The 20,924-nt window shown below is 54.7% G+C and carries 15 protein-coding genes; 6 read left to right on the top strand and 9 right to left on the bottom strand.

All coding sequences use genetic code 11. The features are described 5' to 3' along the window. The first annotated feature begins 5 nt into the window (after positions 1-5). From purL to VH413_15065, 5 genes are all read left to right on the top strand, one after another. A complete protein-coding gene (gene purL / locus VH413_15085) occupies positions 6-2,357 on the top strand; it encodes a phosphoribosylformylglycinamidine synthase subunit PurL (protein HEX3800016.1) in 2,352 nt (783 codons plus the stop codon). A 2-nt stretch (positions 2,358-2,359) separates the two neighbouring features. After that, entirely contained in the window at positions 2,360-3,874 is a 1,515-nt protein-coding gene (purF, locus tag VH413_15080) for an amidophosphoribosyltransferase (GenBank protein ID HEX3800015.1), read from the top strand. A 316-nt stretch (positions 3,875-4,190) separates the two neighbouring features. Next, positions 4,191-4,604: a GntR family transcriptional regulator gene (locus VH413_15075; GenBank protein ID HEX3800014.1), complete on the top strand. Its 414-nt coding sequence runs from the start codon at positions 4,191-4,193 to the stop codon at positions 4,602-4,604. Continuing rightward, entirely contained in the window at positions 4,601-5,488 is an 888-nt protein-coding gene (locus VH413_15070) for an ABC transporter ATP-binding protein (protein ID HEX3800013.1), read from the top strand. The genes VH413_15075 and VH413_15070 overlap by 4 nt, the downstream gene beginning before the upstream one ends. 6 nt (positions 5,489-5,494) lie before the next feature. Then, the gene (locus VH413_15065; protein HEX3800012.1) at positions 5,495-6,991 is read left to right on the top strand and encodes an ABC transporter permease subunit; all 1,497 of its coding nucleotides are present in this window, start codon (positions 5,495-5,497) and stop codon (positions 6,989-6,991) included. 141 nt (positions 6,992-7,132) lie between these two features. Here the strand turns inward: VH413_15065 and VH413_15060 are convergent, their stop codons facing one another. From VH413_15060 to VH413_15020, 9 genes are all read right to left on the bottom strand, one after another. Next, complete coding sequence (locus tag VH413_15060; protein ID HEX3800011.1) at positions 7,133-10,738, bottom strand: PVC-type heme-binding CxxCH protein; 3,606 nt, start codon at positions 10,736-10,738, stop codon at positions 7,133-7,135. 205 nt (positions 10,739-10,943) lie between these two features. Then, complete coding sequence (locus tag VH413_15055; GenBank protein HEX3800010.1) at positions 10,944-12,356, bottom strand: VCBS repeat-containing protein; 1,413 nt, start codon at positions 12,354-12,356, stop codon at positions 10,944-10,946. Positions 12,357-12,443: 87 nt separating this feature from the next. Then, the gene (locus VH413_15050; protein ID HEX3800009.1) at positions 12,444-13,316 is read right to left on the bottom strand and encodes a permease prefix domain 1-containing protein; all 873 of its coding nucleotides are present in this window, start codon (positions 13,314-13,316) and stop codon (positions 12,444-12,446) included. Positions 13,317-13,325: 9 nt separating this feature from the next. Continuing rightward, positions 13,326-14,153 carry a hypothetical protein gene (locus VH413_15045; protein ID HEX3800008.1) on the bottom strand — a complete coding sequence of 276 codons (828 nt, stop codon included), beginning with the start codon at positions 14,151-14,153 and terminating at the stop codon, positions 13,326-13,328. A 58-nt stretch (positions 14,154-14,211) separates the two neighbouring features. After that, positions 14,212-15,069 (bottom strand): hypothetical protein, encoded by an 858-nt coding sequence (locus VH413_15040; protein ID HEX3800007.1) that lies wholly within the window; start codon positions 15,067-15,069, stop codon positions 14,212-14,214. 10 nt (positions 15,070-15,079) lie between these two features. Continuing rightward, positions 15,080-15,496 carry a permease prefix domain 1-containing protein gene (locus VH413_15035; protein ID HEX3800006.1) on the bottom strand — a complete coding sequence of 139 codons (417 nt, stop codon included), beginning with the start codon at positions 15,494-15,496 and terminating at the stop codon, positions 15,080-15,082. Between the two features lie 34 nt (positions 15,497-15,530). Further along, positions 15,531-15,863, bottom strand: coding sequence for a PadR family transcriptional regulator (locus tag VH413_15030; protein ID HEX3800005.1), 333 nt, complete (start codon positions 15,861-15,863; stop codon positions 15,531-15,533). Between the two features lie 173 nt (positions 15,864-16,036). Next, on the bottom strand, positions 16,037-17,971 hold the full coding sequence (locus tag VH413_15025) for a tRNA uridine-5-carboxymethylaminomethyl(34) synthesis enzyme MnmG (GenBank protein ID HEX3800004.1): 1,935 nt from the start codon (positions 17,969-17,971) through the stop codon (positions 16,037-16,039). 2 nt (positions 17,972-17,973) lie between these two features. Further along, the gene (locus tag VH413_15020; GenBank protein ID HEX3800003.1) at positions 17,974-19,569 is read right to left on the bottom strand and encodes a glucose-6-phosphate isomerase; all 1,596 of its coding nucleotides are present in this window, start codon (positions 19,567-19,569) and stop codon (positions 17,974-17,976) included. Positions 19,570-19,949: 380 nt separating this feature from the next. Between VH413_15020 and xylA the strand changes: the two genes are divergently transcribed. Then, positions 19,950-20,924: xylose isomerase (gene xylA, locus VH413_15015; GenBank protein ID HEX3800002.1), on the top strand; the 975-nt coding region annotated here is incomplete at its 3' end.

Genomic DNA, 20,924 nt, shown 5'->3' with positions numbered 1-20,924 from the left:
CATTCATGATTACCGACCCCGCCATCACTCCCGCACTCATCAAGCAGCACGGCCTCACGCCGGACGAGTTCGAGCGCATCAAAACGATTCTCGGCCGCGATCCCAACTACACTGAGCTTGGTATTTTCTCGGTGATGTGGAGCGAGCATTGCTCTTATAAAAACAGCCGTCCGCTGCTCAAGGGTTTTCCCACCAAGTCGCCAAAAATTCTCGTCGGCGCGGGCGAGGAAAATGCCGGCATCATTGACGTCGGCGATGGCCTCGCGATTGCCTTCAAGATCGAGTCGCACAATCATCCGAGCGCGGTCGAGCCGTTTCAAGGCGCGGCCACCGGCGTCGGCGGCATCATCCGCGATATTTTCACGATGGGCGCGCGGCCCATCTGCGCGATCAATTCCCTGCGCTTCGGCCCCATCCAATCCGCCGCGAATGGCGAAGCCACCGCCGAACAGAAAGCCGAAGTCGCGAAGAACAAGCGCTTGTTCGCGGGCGTGGTGTCGGGCATCGCGCATTACGGAAATTGTTTCGGCATCCCCACGGTGTCCGGCGAAGTTTATTTCGACAAATCCTACGAGGGCAATCCGCTCGTAAACGCTTTTTGTCTCGGTGTATTGCGCCACGAACAAATCGCTCGCGGCGCGGCGAAGGGCATTGGTAATCCGGTGTTTTATGTCGGCCCCGCGACGGGTCGCGATGGCTTGGCGGGCGCGGCGTTCGCTTCGCAAGACTTGACCGAGGAATCCGCCGAGCAACAACGCGGTGCGGTGCAGGTCGGCGATCCTTTCATGGAAAAACTCGTGATGGAAGCGTGCCTCGAATTGCTCGCGACCGATGCCGTCGCCGGCATTCAGGACATGGGCGCGGCGGGTTTAACCTGTTCCACTTGCGAAACCGCCGCGCGCGCCAGCACCGGCATCGAGATTGATCTCAGCAAAGTGCCGCAGCGCGCGCCGAACATGACGCCTTACGAAATCATGCTCAGCGAATCGCAGGAGCGCATGCTCATCATCGTGCATAAAGGCCGCGAGGCCGAGGTGAAACGCATTTTCGACAAATGGGATTTGCCGTGGGCGGAGATCGGCAGCGTGACCGACTCGGGCCGCATGGTCGTGAAAAATCACGGCACGATGGTCGCGGATATTCCCGCAAAAAAACTCGCCGACGAAGCGCCCATTTATCAACGCGAATTCACCGAGCCGGAATATTTGAAAGCCGTTCGCGCGTTCCGCCTGGATGGCGTTCCCGACACGCGCGATGCCGCCGCCGATCTGAAGGCGCTGCTCGCGTGGCCCACGATCGCGTCGAAGAATTGGGTGTATCGCCAATACGATCACATGGTGCGCGATGGCACGGTGGTTTGTCCCGGCTCGGATGCCGCGGTTGTGCGCATCAAGGCTGACTCCGTGCCCGGTGCGGAGAATAGCGATGGCAAAAGCGCGGTGGAAAAATTCATCGCCATGAAAGTGGATTGCAACGCCGCGTATGTGTATCTCGATCCCTACGAAGGCGCGAAAACGGTCGTCGCCGAAGTCGCGCGCAATCTCGCCTGCGCCGGTGCGGTGCCGCTCGGCAGCACGGATAATTTGAACTACGGCAATCCGCACAACCCGGAAATTTTCTGGCAACTGCGTGAATCCGTTCGCGGCCTCGCCGAAGCCTGCCGCGCTTTCAACGCTCCCGTCACCGGCGGCAACGTCAGTCTCTATAATCAAAATCCCAACGGCCCGATTGACCCCACGCCCACCGTCGCGATGGTTGGCCTCGTTGACAAACTCGAGCACGTCACCACGCAATGGTTCAAGGACGAGGGCGACGCCATTATCTTATTAGGCGACGTCGTGGACACCACCGATCCCATTCTCGGTCTCGGCGGCTCCGCATATTTGCAACAGATTCACGGCCTCAAAACCGGCACGCCGCCGCGTTGCGGTCTGGCGAAGGAAAAAGAATTGCACCTCGCCTTGCATTCGTTGATCTGCTCCGGCGTCGTGAAAAGCGCGCACGATTGCAGTGAAGGCGGCTTGGCAGTTGCGCTCGCCGAAAGTTGCATCTCGCAACAGGTCGCCCGCGAAACCCCGCGCTTGATCGGCGCGGAAATTGATTTGTCCGCAGTCGCTAAAACCCGTTTGGACGCGCTCCTGTTTGGCGAAACCCAAAGTCGCGTGGTTATTTCCGTCGCGGCGTTGCACGCGCACAAAGTTTTGGCGCAGGCGAAAATTCTCGGCGTTCCCGCCTTGCAAATCGGCACGGTGCGCGGCCCGGCCTTGCAAATAAAAACAAGTGAGGGAACAATAACAGCGGATACGCGCGATTTGTATGACGCCTGGTGGAATGCGATCGCGCGCGCAATGAACTGACGATGAAACTCACGTCGAACGACCCCTTGGAAACGGCTGCGCTGGCCGGGGATGACGCGCAGATTTATCCGAAACATTATTGCGGCGTGTTCGGCATCTTTGGCCACCCCAACGCCGCGCAACTCACTTACTACGGCCTTTACGCGCTGCAACATCGCGGGCAGGAAAGCGCGGGCATCGTCACTTGCGACGGCGCGCGTTTTCACGAGCACCGCGGCATGGGTCTCGTTTCGCAAATTTTCAAGGGCGAATCCCTCGACCTGTTGAAAGGCTCGATGGCCGTCGGCCACACGCGTTATTCCACCACCGGCTCGTCGCATCTGCGCAACGCCCAGCCGCTCACCGGTAATTGCCGCCTCGGCCAGATCGCCGTCGCGCACAACGGCAATTTGACCAACGCCGCCAAGGTGCGCGACGAACTTGAAGCGCAAGGCTTGATGTTCCAGACCAGCGTGGACAGCGAGATCATTTTGAATCTCCTCGCGCAACCCACGCTCGACGGCCAGGAAAATAATCTCGTCGAAACCGTGCGCCGCATCGAAGGCGCGTATTCGCTCGCCATCATGACCGAGCGCGAATTGATCGGCGTGCGCGATCCCTACGGTTTTCGCCCGCTCTCCCTTGGCAAGGTGGATGGCGCATGGGTGCTCGCCAGCGAGACGTGCGCGTTTGATTTGATCCACGCCGAATTCGTCCGCGATGTCGAGCCCGGCGAAATCGTGATCATTGACGAGAATGGTTTGCGCAGCATTCAGGCTTTTCCCGAGCAGGACAAACGCGCATTCTGCATTTTTGAATACGTTTATTTCGCGCGACCCGACAGCACCATCGCTAATCGAAACGTCTATAAAGTCCGCGTGGAAATGGGCCGCGAACTCGCCCGCGAACATCCCGTCAAGGCCGATCTCGTCATCCCCGTGCCCGACAGCGGCAACTGCGCCGCGCTCGGTTACTCGCTCGAATCCGGCATTCCCTACGAGATGGCCTTCGTGCGCAACCACTATGTCGGCCGCAGTTTTCTTCAGCCGTCGCAACTCATCCGCGACTTCGACGTGCGCGTGAAATTGAATTTGATTCACGAACTGGTGAAGGGCAAACGCGTCATTGTCGTGGACGATTCCATCGTGCGCGGAACCACCTGCAAATCCCGCGTCAACAATTTGAAGGAAGCCGGCGCGAAGGAAGTGCACGTGATGGTCAGTTGTCCGCCGCACATGAACCCCTGCTTTTACGGCATTGATTTTCCCGACCGCAGCAAACTCATGGCGGCCAATCACACCCTCGAAGAGATCCGCAAATATCTCAACGCCGATTCGCTTTCCTATTTGTCGAAAGAAGGCATGGTCCGCGCGACCGGTTTGCCCAAGGAAAATTTCTGCATGGCCTGTTACGACGGAAAATATCCCGTCGCCTACGATCCCCTCGTGGACAAGCACATCATGGAACGCCGCCGCGCTGGCACGCAAGGCCTCGGCGAAGAACTCACCCGCGAAGAGTTGCAGGTAAAACTGCTATAACTTAAAAAGGGAGGGCGAGCGTACTCGCGAGCCGTGACATGATCATGGCTTTATTTCTTCCAGATCAATCTATTCTCCAAAGTGCCGCAAAAAAGGTGTTACTTGACGCCGCCGGGCTTTGAATATCCGATAAAGTAAACGTACCAGCAGCAACTCGGCCTTGTCATTTTCAGCCGTAATGTTCGTCTAGCCTCTCGAAAATGTCACGGCTCGCGAGTACGCTCGCCCTCCCAAAAAAGTATTTTCAAAAAACCTCTTGACCTTTTCTTTAAACTGTCCTAGTATCCTATGACAGTAAAACAACAGACGCCAAGCGATGGTTATTCAACTCAACTACAAGTCCGGCAAACCGGTCTATCTCCAGGTGGTGGACCAGATCAAGTCCGCGACGGCTTCGGGGGCATTGCGGCCGGGGGAACCGCTGCCCTCGATCCGTCCGCTGGCGGAACAGTTGCGCATCAACCGCAATACCGTCTCCAAGGCTTACGCCGAACTCGAAAGCCAGGGCATCATCGAAACCATCGCGGGCAAGGGCTGTTTTGTTTCGGAAGGCAACTCGCCGTTCAAACGGCAGGTGCGCGAAAATCTTCTCGCCGCGGACATTGATGCCGCCATTGTCCAGGCCCACAACCTTCAAGTCAGCGATGCCGATTTTCTCGCGATGGTAAAGGAACGTCTCAAAGCTTTTGCCGATCAAAACAAGTCCAACGACGAGGCCCGCAACCTATGAACACCGAAACACCCGCAATCGAAATCAAGCATCTCGTCCGCAAATACGGAAAGATGGATGCCGTCAATGACCTCAGCCTGCGCGTCGAACCCGGCAAATGCTACGGCTTTTTCGGCCGCAACGGCGCGGGCAAAACCACGACCATCAAGTGCCTGTTGAATCTGTTGCAACCCTCGTCCGGCTCCGTGCGCGTCTTCGGCCTCGACCCGCGCAAGGATGAAGTCGCCGTCAAATCGCGCATCGCTTACGTCCCGGATTTCGTCGCGTTTTACCCGTGGATGACCGTGCGCGACACGCTGGATTATCTCGCGTCCTTCCGCAAACATTGGAACAAAAAAACTGAACGCGAACTTCTCGGCCAATTTCGCCTCGACGAAAAACAGAAAGCGAATTCATTGTCCAAAGGCCAGAAGACCCAGGTCGCCCTGATCGGCGCGGTCTGTCCCGAACCCGATTTGCTGATTCTCGACGAGCCGACCTCCGGCCTCGATCCCATCGTGCGGCGCGAATTCATCCAGACCGTCATCGGCGCGTATCAAGCCGCTGATCCGAGCCGCACCGTTTTTGTTTCCACGCATTTGATCACCGAGTTTGAAGGGTTGATTGACGATTTTACCATCATAGACAATGGCCGTGAAACGGTGTCGCTGAACGCCGACGAGGCGCGCTCGCGCTACAAAAAAATCCGCGCGCGCTTTGCCGCCATGCCGGCCGTCACGGATTTTCCCGGCGCAAAACGCGTGCGGCGTGAAGGCCGCGAAGTCGAACTCATCGTTAATGGTGAATCCGAAAAAGTCCTCGCGCAACTCAACGCCCTGCGCCCCGAAACGGTGACCACTGAGGCTCTCACGCTCGAAGAAATTTTCGTGGCCGCCTTGCAATAGGAGAATATGAACACGCGAACCTTAAAAGAAATGCGGTTGTTGCGGGGCCCTTTTTGCCTCGCGGTGTTTTTGCCTGCGGCGCTCGCGTGGCTGCTTCGGGGAAATGACACCGTCGGGATTATTAACCTCGTCTTCGCGGGCTGCGCATGTCTGCTGGCGGCCAGTTCATTTGGCGGTGAACTAGACTCCCGCACCCTGCTCTTGTTGCTGGCACAACCGGTTTCACGGCGGCAAGTTTGGTTCGAGAAACTGCTAGTCCTGGGGGTCGCGTTGATCCTCGCTGCCGGTGCCGCGATGCTTAGCTTGGAATTTTTATATCGCGGCGGGGAAATCGTTACCCTCCATGAAATGATTCGTGTTTTTGGACCGGAGATTGTGATCGCCTTTTGTTCCGCCTCATTAATGCCGCTCATAAGCAAGAATCTCATCGGCGGCGCTGCGCTGATGGTGCTGATGCCGCTCGCTTTAGCCGGTGGTTTTTTCTTTATCTGCTGGGGAGCGGCACAATATACCTCGCATCCTGACGTGCCGTTCTTGCAGGACTTTTTTCAGCAACATCCCCGCTGGGCGATAGGCGTTCCCGGCGCCATTTATTGCGCGACGGTCTGTTGGTTTGGCTATTGCGTGTTCATGAATTTTCAAGTGATTGATTCGCACTCGCAGGAAGTGAAGCTGCCGGAATCGTGGGAAGCCGCCTTGAGCCAGCCGCTGAAGAAATTACTCCCCAGCTACACCAGTCCACTCGCCAGCCTCATCCGCAAAGAACTTCAACTCCAACGCTCCGTTTACCTGGTTGCATTTGTGGCGTTTGTGATATTCGTCTTCGGGACAATTGACTGGAGGCTTACGAAATCGGAAACGGCCAACGCATTGCGATTCGCCGACGCTGCCATATATATTGTTTTGCTCCCCATCCTCCTTGGCGCGATTTCAACGGCGGAAGAACGCAACTGGGGGACCATCGGCTGGCAACTGACTCTTCCGATATCGCCACTCAAACAATGGTTAGTAAAAATGGGTGTTTCAATCGCCTCGCTAATTGTGCTCGGAGTGATAATACCCGTGCTTTGGTTTGCCGTGGAACACGGCCTCAAAGGATCCGACAGCTCCGACCTTCTCGACTTCGCCCTGTTCACGATGGCTTATGTGCTGGCGTTCGGCGCGTTCGTTTTCGCCTCGTCCATTTCGCTTAACGCCATGCGAGCAATCATTTTTGCGTTTCTGCTGATCACCGCCTGTGCCGCCTTGATGGGACTTTTGAATTATTATCTGCCATTTTTATTATTTTTATTAAAGAATTATTTTCCCGTAGGGGACGCACGAAACGGCCTGACGCGCACGATGGTATTAGAATGGCTGTGTTCGATGTTTGCCTTGGTTTGCTGCATGTCTTTTTTCAATTTTCGCGGCGGAGAATTAAATTCCCGTAGAAAAAAAATTCAGACCGGCGTCATCATCGCCGCCGCCAGCATCCCGTCGCTGATAGAGGTTTTCGGTATCTAGTGACAATGGACTGATTGAAAACTTGTCAATGGGAGGGCGAGCGTACTCGCGAGCCGTAACTGGATTATTGTTTTCAAACCCTCAATAGATATGGGGCTCGCGAGTACGCTCGCCCTCCCGTGAAAGTGAAAACCATCCACATCACTTCACCGTCATCATTTCAAACTTCGGATTCAACTCCAGTTTCAGTTCCTTAAACCGCACTTCCATCGGGCCGCCCGCGTGCATCTGCAAACCCGTGATACCGCGGCGCGCGATTTGTGCATCGTCCATGTCCACGCATAGGTGGCCATTGAGCGCCGTGCGAACCTTGCCGTCCACGGCGAGGATTTCATAAGTGTTCCACTCGTTCGTATTGACGAACGCATCGCCGGGTTGGTTGGAAAGGATCGCGCGGCCATTCTCCTCGTATAATTTTCCCCACCAACCCAAACCGATGTCCGCCTGCGGACCTTTCATTTTGTAATCGCCGCTGCGCTCGCTGTGAAACTGCACGCCGCTGTTCTCGCTGTTCGGTGTGAGTTTCACTTTCAACCTCAGCCGGAAATTTTCCAACTCCATGCGGCTCTTCAAAAATTCATTGTGCTTCAAGCCCGTCTTCGTGCTGCCCACGATTTCTCCATTCTCAACGCGCCACAAATTCGTATCACCATCCCATGCGGACAAATCCTTATCGTTGAAAAAATCCGCGGCGTTCGCGGGAATCTCGCTTACGGTTGGAAACGGAACCTGCCCCGGCCGGCCCAAATAATAAAGCAAGTCGCGCACTTCCTGATCGCTGAGTGATTGCAACAGACCTTCCGGCATCATCGAGAGCGGGCTGAGCGTTTGCGAAGTGATTTCGTTGCGCGGCAGCACCAGAGTTTCGTTGGCGGTGACGACCGTGAGCGCGTGATCGTCTTGCTTGGTCACGATGCCCGTGATGCTGCGACCATCCTTCGTCTCGAGAATGGACGCGCGATAATCATTCGGGATCACGGCGTTCGGATCCACGATGTTCAACACGATATAATCCAAATCCGCGCGCGCCGAACCGGTGAGGTCGGGCCCGACGTGTCCGCCCGTGCCGAAGAGCGTGTGGCATTGCTGGCAGGTGCGCGAAAAAACCAACCGCCCGCGCGGGCCATCGCCCGGCACCGAACCGCCCGCCCAATAGATACCTTTGTATTTCGCGATCTCCGCTTTTTTGTCCGCCGAACTGTCGCGCGAAACGCCCCACAATTTTAAAATTGCCGCCTCCACTTCCGTGTTCTTCAATCCGCGCAACTGCCGCACCACGTCCGCCGTCAAATCCTTGGGCGGCACCGAGCCTGCCGCGATGGCATCGAGCAACGGTTTCGCAAAATCAATTCGCGATGCCAGCGTATTCAAAGCATCGCGTTTGTGCGGCGGCGGCAGCGTGGAATAAATCGCGAGAATCGCGCCGGGAGTTTTCGCATCGTCATAAGCCGCGAGCCCGCGCAACGCTGATTCTTGAAGCTCGGGATTGGACAAAAGTTGCAGCAACAATCCCGGCAATTCCGGGTCATGCACCGACAACAGCGAAGCCACCGCTGTGCGCCGCGCATTCGGTTTAGCCGTTCCGTCCATCACCGTTTTGCGCAACGAAGCCAGCGCGTTCGGGCTGCCGAACACCAGCGACAACGCCTCTGCCTGCGCCCGCACGTCGGCATTTGCGCTCGCGTTCATTTTGGTTTCGACCGCGTACCAGCCTTCCGGCATGTCGGCCTTGCGGCGGCCATTCAACGCTGTGCTCAAGCCATTCAAAATATCCAGCCGCTGCGAATCTTCGCTGACGCGCCCCAGACTTTCTGTGATCGAGCCAAACGCGAGCGGCGTGCCAATCGCGGCGACGCGCCGCACGGTGAATTGCAACATCCGCGGAATTTTCGACGCCTCCGCCAGCTTCAACGAACGCACAATATCCACCGTCGGCAACGGCTCCGCCGCGTACCAATACATATATGGCAGGTTATGGTCGTTGGCGTCTTCGCTGTGCGCATCCAGCGCTTCGACGACATCCCAACGCTGCGCCGCCGGAACGCGCTGCATTGCGGACGCCAGATAAAGCCGCACCACCGGCGACTTGTCCTCGTGCGCCAGGCGAACAAATTCTTTCATTACCGCATCCGAAATATTTTTGTCCTCCGCGAGAAATTGAATCGTCCAGGCGTGAATATATTCATTCGGCTTGCGCAACAATTTCAACGCGAGGTCTTCCGTCAACGCGCCGATGTCATGGAAAGTCCACAACGCGCGCAGTTCATAAGTGTCTTTTGATGCGATGCCGTAAGTCGCCGAAACCAAGGTGTCGGCAGTGCTTCCGTCTGGACTGACAAGTCCCAAAAGGCGTTCTTTGGCTTGTGCGCTCAGCGTGCCGGCGGCGGCGCGCTCCTGCAAAATCCGGCTCGCGTGCCGCGCGTAAAAATCATTTCCCGCGCCCAGCATGGCGACCAATTCGTAATCCGACTTTTTCTGCAAATCCACCGGCGTCCATTTTGTATCGCCGTAAACGACTTTGAAGATGCGCCCGTTCGAGCGGTCATGCGCATTCACGTCCGTGCTGTGGCAGCGATTTTTATCGTACCAATCAATCATGTACATGGAGCCGTTTTGGTCCGACTGCATGTTGAGCACCTGCGACCACGAATCATTGTAGAGAATAAAATCTTTCCCGTGATGGCCGACGAAACCGGAACCCTGGCGTTCGGGAATATCCATGTTCATGCGCGCGCCGTGGACGTTGTTCATGAAAATCTGACCGTTGTAATTTGTCGGCCACGCGCCGCCTTGATAGATCATCAGGCCCGCGTGCGCGTGTCCACCGCCCATCGAAGCCGAGCGTCCGTTCGCCGCGTGCGGCCCCTGGTTGCCCGCGTAATGCAAGTGGTCGGCGATGGTTTTGATGTCGTCGAAAATATAAGGGTTCACATGCTGGCCACCCTGGCGCATGTAGCGGCCGCCTTCAATCATGTGCCACAAATGTGGAATCACGCAGGCCTCGGTAAAGCATTGGCCATTTTCATCGAAATCAATTCCCCAAGGATTGCTCGTGCCTTCGGCAAAATATTCAAACGTGTGTCGCGTCGGATGATAACGCCACACGCCCGCCGTCACAGTGGTGCGTTCATTTTCCGGCGTGCCAGGCTTGCCGACTTTTGACACTGTGAAAACTCCGTGGCAGCCATACAGCCAGCCGTCCGGGCCCCACTTAAACGTGTTCAACGTCTCGTGCGTGTCCTGGTAACCCCAGCCATCGAGCAAAATTTGCGGCGGCCCGCTCGGCTTCGGCATGTCGCCATCCTGCATCGGAATGAACATGAAATACGGCGCGGCGCCGACCCACACACCGCCGAAACCCACCTCCATGCCGCTGACCAAATTCAATCCCTCGATGAACACCGTGCGGCGGTCGAACTTGCCGTCGCCATTCGTATCTTCAAAAACCACGATGCGATCCTTGCCCTGCCCTTCCGGCGCGCGCTTCGGATAAGTATAACCTTCCGCCACCCAGATCCGCCCGCGATCATCAATCGCAAATGAAATCGGCTGCATCACATCTGGTTCGCCGGCGAATAAAATGGCTTTGAATCCCGGCGGCAACGTCATTTCCTTCGCGGCATCTTCCGGCGAAAGTCCGGCGAACTTGATCACGTCCGGCGGCGGCATCTCTTGAGCGAGGCTGGCGTTCATGACGAAGGGAAGCGATGCCACGGCCAGCAAAATAATTCTATGCGCTAATTTCATATTGAAAAATCGAACGGGTTTGTCTGCATTTACTGACGCGCCGCCTCGCTTAATATTCGCCACTACCCTCCAACAACAGCGGCGCCCCAGGAGCGCCGAACCAGCGGCTTTTCGAGATAAACAGCCCCTCACCCCAACCCTCTCCCCGCGTTGTCGCGGGGAGAGGGAGAAGAAGCGCATGGTGGTTTTGAAATACGTTTCATTTTTATTGCATAGGCGCGGAACTGGCGGCTTTCGGTTGCGCAGCATCCCACTGCATTTTGCTCACCGCTTTGGTCTGATGCAAAAATACGAACGTGCCGCGTTTGTTGCCGACGACGATGTCGGGATATTTCGAGTTGCTGATGTTGCCCGCGACGACCTGCGTGCCCACGCCCGAATAATTATCAATCATGTGCGGCACAAATTCCGCGCGGCCTTTCGCGGGACGCGTGAGCTTGAACCAATAAAGCACCGCGGGCCCGTCGGAATCCGGATCGGGGCCGTTGTGGCCATGCGCCCAAAAGCGTTTGCCGGTGATGATGTCCATGAGCCCGTCGCCATCCACATCCGCCAGCGCGACGGAATGAAGCTGGGAAAATTGCACGCCATAACGACCCGGCGGCGGGCGTTCTTTCGTGGTCTGTTCGGGCAGAATCACGTGCTTGATGAAGGTGATGCCGCCGTCCGCCGTGTTGGTTTGCTCGAACCACGCGAGGCCATAACCGTGCGCGGCGATTGCGGTGATGACATCGTTTTTGCCGTCGCCATTCACGTCATAGACATACATCTGCGAGCCGCCCCGTTCGGGCGCGAAGGGGAACGGATGAAATTTCCACACTGGATCGTTCGCGAGCGACGCCGGCTGTTCCCACCAGCCGTCCTTCTCAAGCAAATCCATGCGGCCATCGCCATTGACGTCGCCGACACCGAGGCCGTGGGTGAATTTTTGCCAGCCGCCGCTCGGCGTGATCGGATGAAACTTCCACGGCTTCTCGGGATGTTCCCAATCAGCGGTCGCGTAGCCAAAATAACCACCGGAATTGCAAACGATGTCCGGCTTGCCATCGCCATTGATGTCCGTGAACGCCGGCGATTCGTTGTCCACCTGGTTAAAAATCATGTGCCGCTGCCACGGGCCGTCCGTGCCCTTGGGATTTTCGTACCACGACGCGTCGAGCCCGGGAAAATTATAAATTAAAATGTCCGGCCAGCCATCGCCGTTGAAATCATAGACGAACGCGAAAAAATTGTCCGAGTAAGTGTTCTTCGTGCCGAGCGCGCCTTCAAAGCCGGGAATGGTTTCCGTCGTGCCATCGCTTTTCGTGCGCGTGAAAGTTTTAGTGGCGGGATAATATTCGTGGCGCTTTTTGAAATCCGGGCCTTCGTACCAAAACGGGCCGGAGACAATGTCCATCTGGCCATCGCGATTGAAGTCACCGAAGTTTGCGCCTTCGCTCCAGAACTTATCGGAGATCTGGATTTTTTTAAACGAGTGCAGCAAAAATTCCGGCGCGGTATTAGTAACTGCGGCGATGGAGTTGGTCGAAGGCTTCGGGGTGGACTTTTTCTTGCTCGCCTCCGATGCGTGATTATCCGACGAACATCCCGCAATGCCGAGCGCCAGAAGAATAGCCATCGCCGGAGATTTGAGCATGCCTATATCTGGCACTTTCAATTTGCCAGGTCAAGCCGATTGAAACTGGCTGGCCTACGAGTTACTAATTCAAGATTTCGCCAGCGTCTCTTGCTTAAGCGTGGTCATTCCCAAAATGATAACCAAAAAATGAATTGCGATGAATGCATGCACCGGCCAAAACCGCCAACTAAAAAACGCGCCCGTGCCTTCTTTCGAGATAAAGCCCGCGACAAACCAATCAATGCCCAGGACGATATTGCCCGCACTGCATAGCAACATGATTACGCGAGTGTTGAATTTTCCTGACCTTAAAAGCCACGCGAAGGAAAATAGCCACACCAGACTGCATAGATGTCCCGCCTCACGAAACTTTGGATGATAAAGATAGCCTTCGTTTTGAAGATTGGAGCAGATTCCCACTATGAACGTGATGCCAACCAGGCCGGCGGCGATTAAATTGAAGCGTGTGACGGCTTGTTCCAGCGATTGTTCGCGGCGGGAAGTCAGCGCGTGGAACCGCTCATAGGAAAAGTAACTGATGGCAAATGCGCCCGCGAGAAACTCAGCCGTAAATCCACTGAACAAGGCAAACATTCCCGCAAGATCAAGCGGGTCTATTGGCTCATGATGAATCCGCAGATAGGACTCACGAGTTACAAACAAAGAAATCACCGCGAAGGCCAGCAGGGCGACGCTCACGCCCCAAAAAGTTGTTCCGATCGTCACTGGCCAAATCGGACGCACTTTTAATTTTTTAAACTCAGCATGTAACTCGTACGCATTTCCCATGCGCGAGGCGGCGAGGCGAAATGCTTCCGGTCCTGGTTTGCCGGACGCGGTGAGAGAGGCGGTTTCATTGCGCAAGTGGCCTTCGAGTTCGTCGAGCACACTGGATGATCGAATGCCGGCGCGCGTGAGTTCGCGCCGCCAGTTTTTTATTTCGCGCTCGAAATCAAACATGTTTTCCTTTCACGATTGAGCCTTCCTCGCTCGATTCATTTGGTGATTTATTCGCCAAGGTTCATTTCGTTCGGGCAACGAACCCATGATCAAGCCCAATAATTGCAACACATAGATAAATCCGAAGTGTGAGATCATCACTTTAATGTGTCTGGTGGGATCGGGAAAAAGCGCGAGCACAGCCGCTGACAAGGTGAGATTGCCCACCAGATCCACGGCCATAAATAGCAAAGAGGTTGCACGTTGCGAGAGACTGCCAAATCGGAGTATCAGTGAGAAGATCACGAGCCACATGAGTCGAAAGAGGGTTTCGATTTCGCCTATGTGCCAGTGCCAGTATTGACCGGTTGCCGTTCGGTTGTAGGCGATTCCAAAAGCGAATCCGATCAGCACGAACCCAATCGCTATTTTGTTGAGAGTCAGCACGGCTCGATCAATCGCGGTCGCGCGAGCGGGAGTCGCTGTTCTGAATCGCCAATACAAAATGTAGATGAGGCACAGGGCGTCTATCATGTACGACGCCAGATAACCGGACAACAAACTGACGGCGTTGACCAGCAGCAGCGGACGATCGGACCAATTAAAAGCACACCGTAAATCCCACCATGCCGACAGCACGAAAAATGCGATCCATATCAAGGTGACTGGCCAAAATTTTGTTTTAGAGACCTTGTTGAACTCGGTGGACAAGGCGGCGGGTTTGCCTACACGCATGAGTGCGTTTTCAAATGCAACCGTCTCGGTTGTGTGCGGCAAAAGCAATTTTGTGAACTCATTACGCAAATGGCTTTCCAATTCGTCCAAGACTTCCGTCGTGCGCACGCCGTTGCGCATCATTTCGCGCCGCCAAGCTTTTATTTCGCGCTCGAGATCGAACATAAATGTTCTCCGGGGTTCAGATGAATTCTCTCGTTGATTCACGGCGCGCTGGCATCACCGTCCAAGCTAAAGCCAGCGCTTGAACCGCCAATGAAAACCACGCGGGCCAAAACATCAGCCGCCAAATTGCCATAATGTTAACGCCCGTTGTGCTGATAATCGTCCAAGCCAAATTGATCACCAGCGCGCCAGCCAAATAAAGCACCACGTTTTTATGCTGGCTCCATCCAGCAAATCTTTGTGCGAAAATAAAACCGGCCAAAAAAATCAACCGGACCAGTGTCCATATCCAAAAAGAGTTCCAGTCCCAAAAGACCCCCATGAAATGATGGTTTCCGATAATTCCCAGTATGAAAGCGAGAAAAACGAATCCCGCGGCGAGGAGGCTGAAGCCCCATACCGCCTGTTCCAAGGCGGCAGCTCTTGCGTTCGTTAGTGTGTGCGTGGAACGAAAACAGATAAAGACGATGCACAGCACGCCAGCCAAATACCACGCGGAATGGCCGGCAGATAAGGCAAAGACGGTCGCTACCGCCAGTGTCCGAAAATCGAAGAAAGAATGTTGGGGAATGGATTTCACCGGCCACATGCCAATGAACAGGACGAGCAAGACGATCCAAAATGCCCGACTAATAATGACGGGCCAACACTTCGAATTTTTTACTTTATCAAATTCGACGCTTAGGAGATGGGACTTGCCCACGTGTGATTTTGCCGTTTGAAAAGCTTCTTTGTCGTTTCCGTCTGAGGCTGTTAATATCTCAAACTCGGCGCGCAAATGGCTTTCCAATTCGTCGAGTGTATTTGAGGTCCGAATCCCCGCGCGCCTCATTTCGCGGCGCCAAGCTTTTATTTCGCGTTCGAGATTAAACATATGCGCTTCGTTATTTCAGCTTCAGCGCCCGCCGCTTCATTAGGTTTTTTATGCAGAGAAATTCCGCGTAGCTCGCGCTCAATACCATGACAGTGCCGAGTAGAAAACATCCCAGTGCGACGGCTCGATATTTTTCGCCGGGCGGTGTTTGCAGATCAATAACCGACCAGTAGATAACAAAGCCTCCTCCATACAGGCTCACAAGACAGGCGGCGGCGGCCAGCGCGATCGAGACTGCGTGTTCCTCTTTTGCCTTTCCATTTTTGAATTCCGGCTTGAGGGCGGCGGCGTTGCCGATTTGTTGGATTGCGCTATCAAAAGCCGGTTGCTCACTTAAACCAGACTTCATTTTTCGTTCGATGTCTTCGCGGAGATGGCTTTCCAGTTCATCCAATACTTCCGCGGGACGCACGCCTCCGCGCAGCATTCCACGGCGCCAATTTTCAATTTCGCGTTCGAGATTAAACATATTTCTCCTTCCAGAGTTTGGACAAAGTACCGTGCACGGTGAGCCATTGGTCGCGCTGTTTTTGCAACGCCTTTTTGCCGTCCTGTTTGATGGAATAATATTTTCGTTTGCGCCCGGTTTCCGATTCTGCCCAGCGCGCCTTGATCAAGCCTTTGTCCTCCATGCGATGCAGCACGGGATAAAGCATGCCGTCGGTCCATTCGATTTCGCCGTCCGACAAACTCTTTATTTCCTGGATGATGGCGTAGCCGTAACTCTCGCCTTTCGCGAGCAGCGCGAGGACCAACGGTTCGGCGGAGGCGGCGACAAGTTCCTTGGTGATCATAGGTAAAACCCTTTTGTGCTTTGCATAGAGACACTATACATTGCGAAGCTATGTATAGTCAATAAATATTTTTATGTGTCTCGTCCTGACTTTTTGCTGTCACGAAGCGGCAAAAAAAATTGGCCGACAAGCGATGCGAAATGCGTAAAAAAAATACCGGGAATGAAACGCGGCTACTCGACCGTCGCCGAGCAATCGGCTTCGCGCGCCGCGCTTGAATCACCGCGCTTCAGCCAAACGAGGAGAACTCCGATGTCGGAAGGCGACACTCCCGAAATGCGCGAGGCCTGGCCGACTGTTGCCGGGCGGATCTTGTTCAGTTTTTGGCGCGCTTCGGTGCGGAGGCTGTGGACGGTGTCGTAGTTGAAAGATTCGGGAATCTGTTTGCCTTCGAGGGATTTGAATTTTTCGACTTCAATCTCCTGCCGATCAATGTAGCCGGCATACTTGATGTTGATCTCGACTTGCTGGACGACCTCTTCGGAAAGACTTTCATCGCGAGCGGGCAGATCCTTGTAAGTCACTTCCGGTCGGCGCAGCATTTGGATAAGCGTCTCCTGTCCGATGCGGGTTGTTTCGAGTCGCGCAATCTCGGATTCGATGGCTTGCCTCTTGGCTTCAAACTTTTGATAATTACGATCGGGCAATAGGCCAACGTCATGGCCGATTTCGGAAAGACGCAGGTCGGCATTATCCTGGCGAAGTAAAAGCCGGTATTCTGCCCGCGAAGTAAACATGCGATATGGCTCTACCGTTCCCTTGGTAACCAAATCATCAATCAATACTCCGATGTAGGCTTGGTCTCGTCGTAGGATGATGGGTTCGCGGCTTTGGACCCTGCGGCTGGCGTTGATGCCGGCCATGAGGCCTTGGGCGGCGGCTTCTTCGTAGCCGGAAGTGCCATTGATTTGGCCGGCTAGATAAAGATTGCGAACGGCTTTCGTTTCGAGCGAGGAATGAAGTTGCGTTGGGAAGGCAAAGTCGTATTCGACGGCGTAGGCGGGGCGCATAATCTCGGCATTCTCACAGCCGATGATCGTGCGGACCATTTCGACCTGGACTTCATACGGCAGGCAGGTCGAGAAGCCGTTGACATAAATTTCGTCCGTGGCAATGCCTTCCGGTTCGAGGAAAATCTGCTGGCGCTCCTTTTCCGGGAACTTGACTATCTTATCCTCGATGGATGGACAATAGCGCGGTCCGACGCCTTCAATGACGCCGGAATACATCGGCGATTTATGGATGTTCGCAAGGATGATTTGCGCGGTGGCGTCGGTCGTATAAGTAATATAGCAGGGGAGTTGGCCGTTCAGCCGGTCAAGAGTCGAGCCGGGAGGGTATTTGCCATTGGAATGGCCGACATCCTGGGGATTCAGCCCGGAATGTTCCACGTGGAACAAATCGTCTTTCCAATAGGTGAAGTAGGGGACGGGCTCGTCACCACCTTGCGCTTCGGTCTTGGAAAAGTCAATCGAGCGGCGCAGCAAGCGGGGTGGGGTGCCGGTCTTCAGACGGCCCAGTTCGATTCCAACTTCCTTGAGTGAGCCGGACAAACTCATCGCCGCTGATTCCCCAGCCCGGCCACCGGATTGCTGGTTCTGGCCGATGTGCATCAAACCGCGTAAAAAAGTTCCGGTGGTGACGATAACCGTGGTTCCGTGATATTGAACTTCCAAAGTCGTTTCAACTCCGAAAACTTGTCCGTCGCGATGCAACAATTTTGCGGTTTGACCTTGTTTAACGTCCAAATTAGGTTCGCGTTCGCAAACCCATTTTAAGCGAAATTGGTAAGCCTTCTTATCGCATTGTGCGCGCGGAGCCCAAACGGCGGGACCTTTCTTGGTGTTGAGCATCCGAAATTGGAGGCCGGTGAGGTCGGTGGCTTTGCCCATCTCACCGCCGAGGGCATCAATCTCGCGAGCCAAATGTCCCTTGGCTAATCCGCCGATGGCGGGGTTGCAGGACATCTGCCCGATGGTATCGGCGTTGATCGTCAGGAGCAGAGTTTGGCAACCCATCCGCGCCGCCGCCAGGGCAGCCTCCACGCCAGCATGACCGGCACCGATGACGATGACGTCATACTTCTTCTGATAAACGAACATCTCTATCTCTAAACCTTTTGATACGTCGCATCAAATGGAGAATTGCCCAGGGTCTTCTTGACGCCGTGATCGGGATTCGCCGCCAGATGTTCGCAAAGTTTGAAAACGGTTTCGTTATCGTCCGGCGCACCAATGCCGCTGGCCAATTGGGCGGAAGTCAGAGCATGGCCTTTTTTCTCGCTCAAATAATTCAGCATTTTGAGTTGAAGAGAAATCACCGCCGCCGCAGCCTTCTTGCCGGCCTCGACGCCAGGCTGATGGTAGGCGTTCACGTTGACTAAGGTTCCGTAAAAACCAACGCAACGCTCGAACAGGGCAATCAAAACACCTACGGAGAATGGAGTCACTTCCTTTATCGTTATCGTTATGGATTCTCGGCCGTTTTCGTGCAAAGCAGTGCGGGTTCCGAGCAAAAAACCTTGTAAATAGTCGCCGGAGGTCACGTCCGGTTCGACCAGCATGGATTTTTCCTTACGATCGTTGAGAACTTCGATAAAGGTCATGAAGAAATTCAACACACCTTCCCGAAGTTGTTGAACATAAGAATGTTGATCGGTTGAGCCTTTATTGCCGAAGACCGCAATGCCTTGGTTGACGACTTTGCCGTCCAAGTCCTTTTCTTTGCCTAACGATTCCATTACTAATTGTTGTGTATATTTGGAAAACAGCTCCAGACGGTCTTTATAGGGCAAAATAACCATGTTTTTACTGCCTTTACCGTTACCGATGTAATACCACATCAAGGCCAGTCGGGCCGAAGGATTCTTGGAAACGTCAGGCACGCGGGTAATATCATCGCAAGCCTTCGCTCCATCGAGCATCGCTTGGATATCAAAGCCTTGCAAAGCCGCCGGAAGCAGACCGACCGCGGAAAGTTCGCTGGTGCGGCCACCCACCCAATCCCACATCGGGAAATGCTTAATCCATTTGTTCTTCGTGGCGTAATTGTCCAATTCGCTCATCGGCCCGGTGACGGCTACCGCGTGCGTGCCGAAGTCCAAACCGGCCTTTTTGTAGGCGGCTTCGGCTTCGAGCATGCCATTGCGGGTTTCTTTGGTTCCGCCGGACTTGGAGATGACCACTGTCAGCGTGACGCCGAGTTCATTGCCGATTTTGGCCAGGACTTTGTCCATGCCGTCGGGGTCGGTATTGTCGAAGAAATGGATCTGCAGCTTGTCGGCTGGTCCCTGGGTGAGGGCATTGGAAACGAATTGCGGTCCGAGCGCCGAGCCGCCGATGCCGATGACCAGCAGGTTTTTGAACGCGCCCTTCGCGCCTTTGACCGCGCCTTTATGGACTTCCGCGGCGAACGATTTGATGCTCGCGAGGCAATCGGTGATTTCCTTGCCGAGCGAAGGCGTGGGCGCGAGCGCGGCGTTGCGCAGCCAATAATGCCCGACCATGCGCTTCTCGTCGGGGTTGGCGATGCCGCCCTTCTCCAATTCGGCCATGGCGATAAAGGCCTTTTGGATGGGGGTTTTCATCGTTTCGAAATAGTCATCCTTGAAATTCATCCGGCTCAAGTCCATAGCCAGACCGAGCGAGGGGAATTCGGTGTAATACTTCTGGAAGCGCTGCCAAAGTTCGGGTTTGGAAGAATTCATAATTAGCGGCGGAGTATATAGAGATGAGTTTTTTTAACAACCACTAAAGGGTAAAGAAAAAAACGGATTGACGCAGAGGCGCAGAGGTCCTTGCGGACGGCCACTGGGAGAAAGAGTCATGGACACGGAAAAGAAAATTCTTAACCAGTTTTTAATCGGTGCTCCATCCGTGGATGATTTTGGCTCTTCTCTGCGCGTCAAAATGAATGGATGATTGCTGAGAGGTATGCGAACCATAAGTACCGGCAAAAGTCCAATGGACAATTTTAGGATACGCATGGACAATCCTCCATCCCCGTTTTTGTCGCTTGAATTTCTGGAACCAATGAACTAGCAATGGCGCGCTTGAACCAATAACGAAAAAAAACATTTTTGCCACCATGTCTTCCGCATTCCCCAAGATTTCCAAAATCCAGTTCGAAGGCCCGCAATCCAAAAATCCGCTCGCCTTCAGATATTATAATGCCGGCGAAATCGTCGAAGGCCGCGCGATGAAAGACTGGCTGCGGTTCTCGGTCGTGTATTGGCACACGTTTCGCAACCGGCTCTCCGACCAGTTCGGCGTCGGCACCGCCATCCGCCCGTGGGATGACAATTCCGAATCGATCGCCAATGCGCAGAACCGCGCGCGCGTGGCGTTTGAATTCATCGAAAAACTTGGCGCGCCGTATTACGCGTTTCACGATCGCGACGTGGCGCCTGAAGGCAAGACGCTCAAGGAATCGAACAAAAATCTCGACGCGATCGTAAAAGTTTTCAAGCAGGAGCAAAAGCGCACGGGTATTAAATTACTTTGGGGCACGGCATGTTTGTTCGCGCATCCGCGTTACGCGCACGGCGCGGCGACGAGCTGCAACGCGGATGTGTTCGCCTACGCGGCGGCGCAGGTGAAGAAGGCGATGGAAGTGACGCACGAACTCGGCGGCGAAGGTTTTACTTTCTGGGGCGGGCGCGAAGGTTATTCGACGTTGTGGAACACGGACATGAAACGCGAGCTGGATCATCTGGCGCGGTTTCTGCATCTCGCCGTGGATTACAAAAAGAAGATCGGGTTCAAGGGGCAATTTTACATCGAGCCGAAGCCGAAGGAACCGACGAAGCACCAATATGATTCCGACGCGGCGGCGTGCCTGAACTTTTTGCGCGAGTATGATTTGATTGATCATCTCAAATTGAATCTGGAAACGAACCACGCGACGCTGGCGGGTCACACGATGCAGCATGAAATGGAAACCGCGGTGGCGGCGAATGCGCTGGGTTCGATTGACGCGAACACGGGCGATGCGTTGCTGGGCTGGGACACGGACCAATTTCCGACGGACATTTATCTGACGACACAGTGCATGCTTTCGATC

This window comes from Verrucomicrobiia bacterium (assembly GCA_036268055.1).
In the GTDB taxonomy this organism is placed as follows: domain Bacteria; phylum Verrucomicrobiota; class Verrucomicrobiia; order Limisphaerales; family Pedosphaeraceae; genus DATAUW01.
This window is presented reverse-complemented; position numbering and strand designations above follow the sequence as displayed.

Coding starts and splice junctions, on each gene's coding strand:
- purL (HEX3800016.1), top strand. CDS start 6: ATGATTACCGACCCCGCCATCACTCCCGCACTCATCAAGCAGCACGGC.
- purF (HEX3800015.1), top strand. CDS start 2,360: ATGAAACTCACGTCGAACGACCCCTTGGAAACGGCTGCGCTGGCCGGG.
- VH413_15075 (HEX3800014.1), top strand. CDS start 4,191: ATGGTTATTCAACTCAACTACAAGTCCGGCAAACCGGTCTATCTCCAG.
- VH413_15070 (HEX3800013.1), top strand. CDS start 4,601: ATGAACACCGAAACACCCGCAATCGAAATCAAGCATCTCGTCCGCAAA.
- VH413_15065 (HEX3800012.1), top strand. CDS start 5,495: ATGAACACGCGAACCTTAAAAGAAATGCGGTTGTTGCGGGGCCCTTTT.
- VH413_15060 (HEX3800011.1), bottom strand. CDS start 10,738: ATGAAATTAGCGCATAGAATTATTTTGCTGGCCGTGGCATCGCTTCCC.
- VH413_15055 (HEX3800010.1), bottom strand. CDS start 12,356: ATGGCTATTCTTCTGGCGCTCGGCATTGCGGGATGTTCGTCGGATAAT.
- VH413_15050 (HEX3800009.1), bottom strand. CDS start 13,316: ATGTTTGATTTCGAGCGCGAAATAAAAAACTGGCGGCGCGAACTCACG.
- VH413_15045 (HEX3800008.1), bottom strand. CDS start 14,153: ATGATGCGCAACGGCGTGCGCACGACGGAAGTCTTGGACGAATTGGAA.
- VH413_15040 (HEX3800007.1), bottom strand. CDS start 15,069: ATGTTTAATCTCGAACGCGAAATAAAAGCTTGGCGCCGCGAAATGAGG.
- VH413_15035 (HEX3800006.1), bottom strand. CDS start 15,496: ATGCTGCGCGGAGGCGTGCGTCCCGCGGAAGTATTGGATGAACTGGAA.
- VH413_15030 (HEX3800005.1), bottom strand. CDS start 15,863: ATGATCACCAAGGAACTTGTCGCCGCCTCCGCCGAACCGTTGGTCCTC.
- VH413_15020 (HEX3800003.1), bottom strand. CDS start 19,569: ATGAATTCTTCCAAACCCGAACTTTGGCAGCGCTTCCAGAAGTATTAC.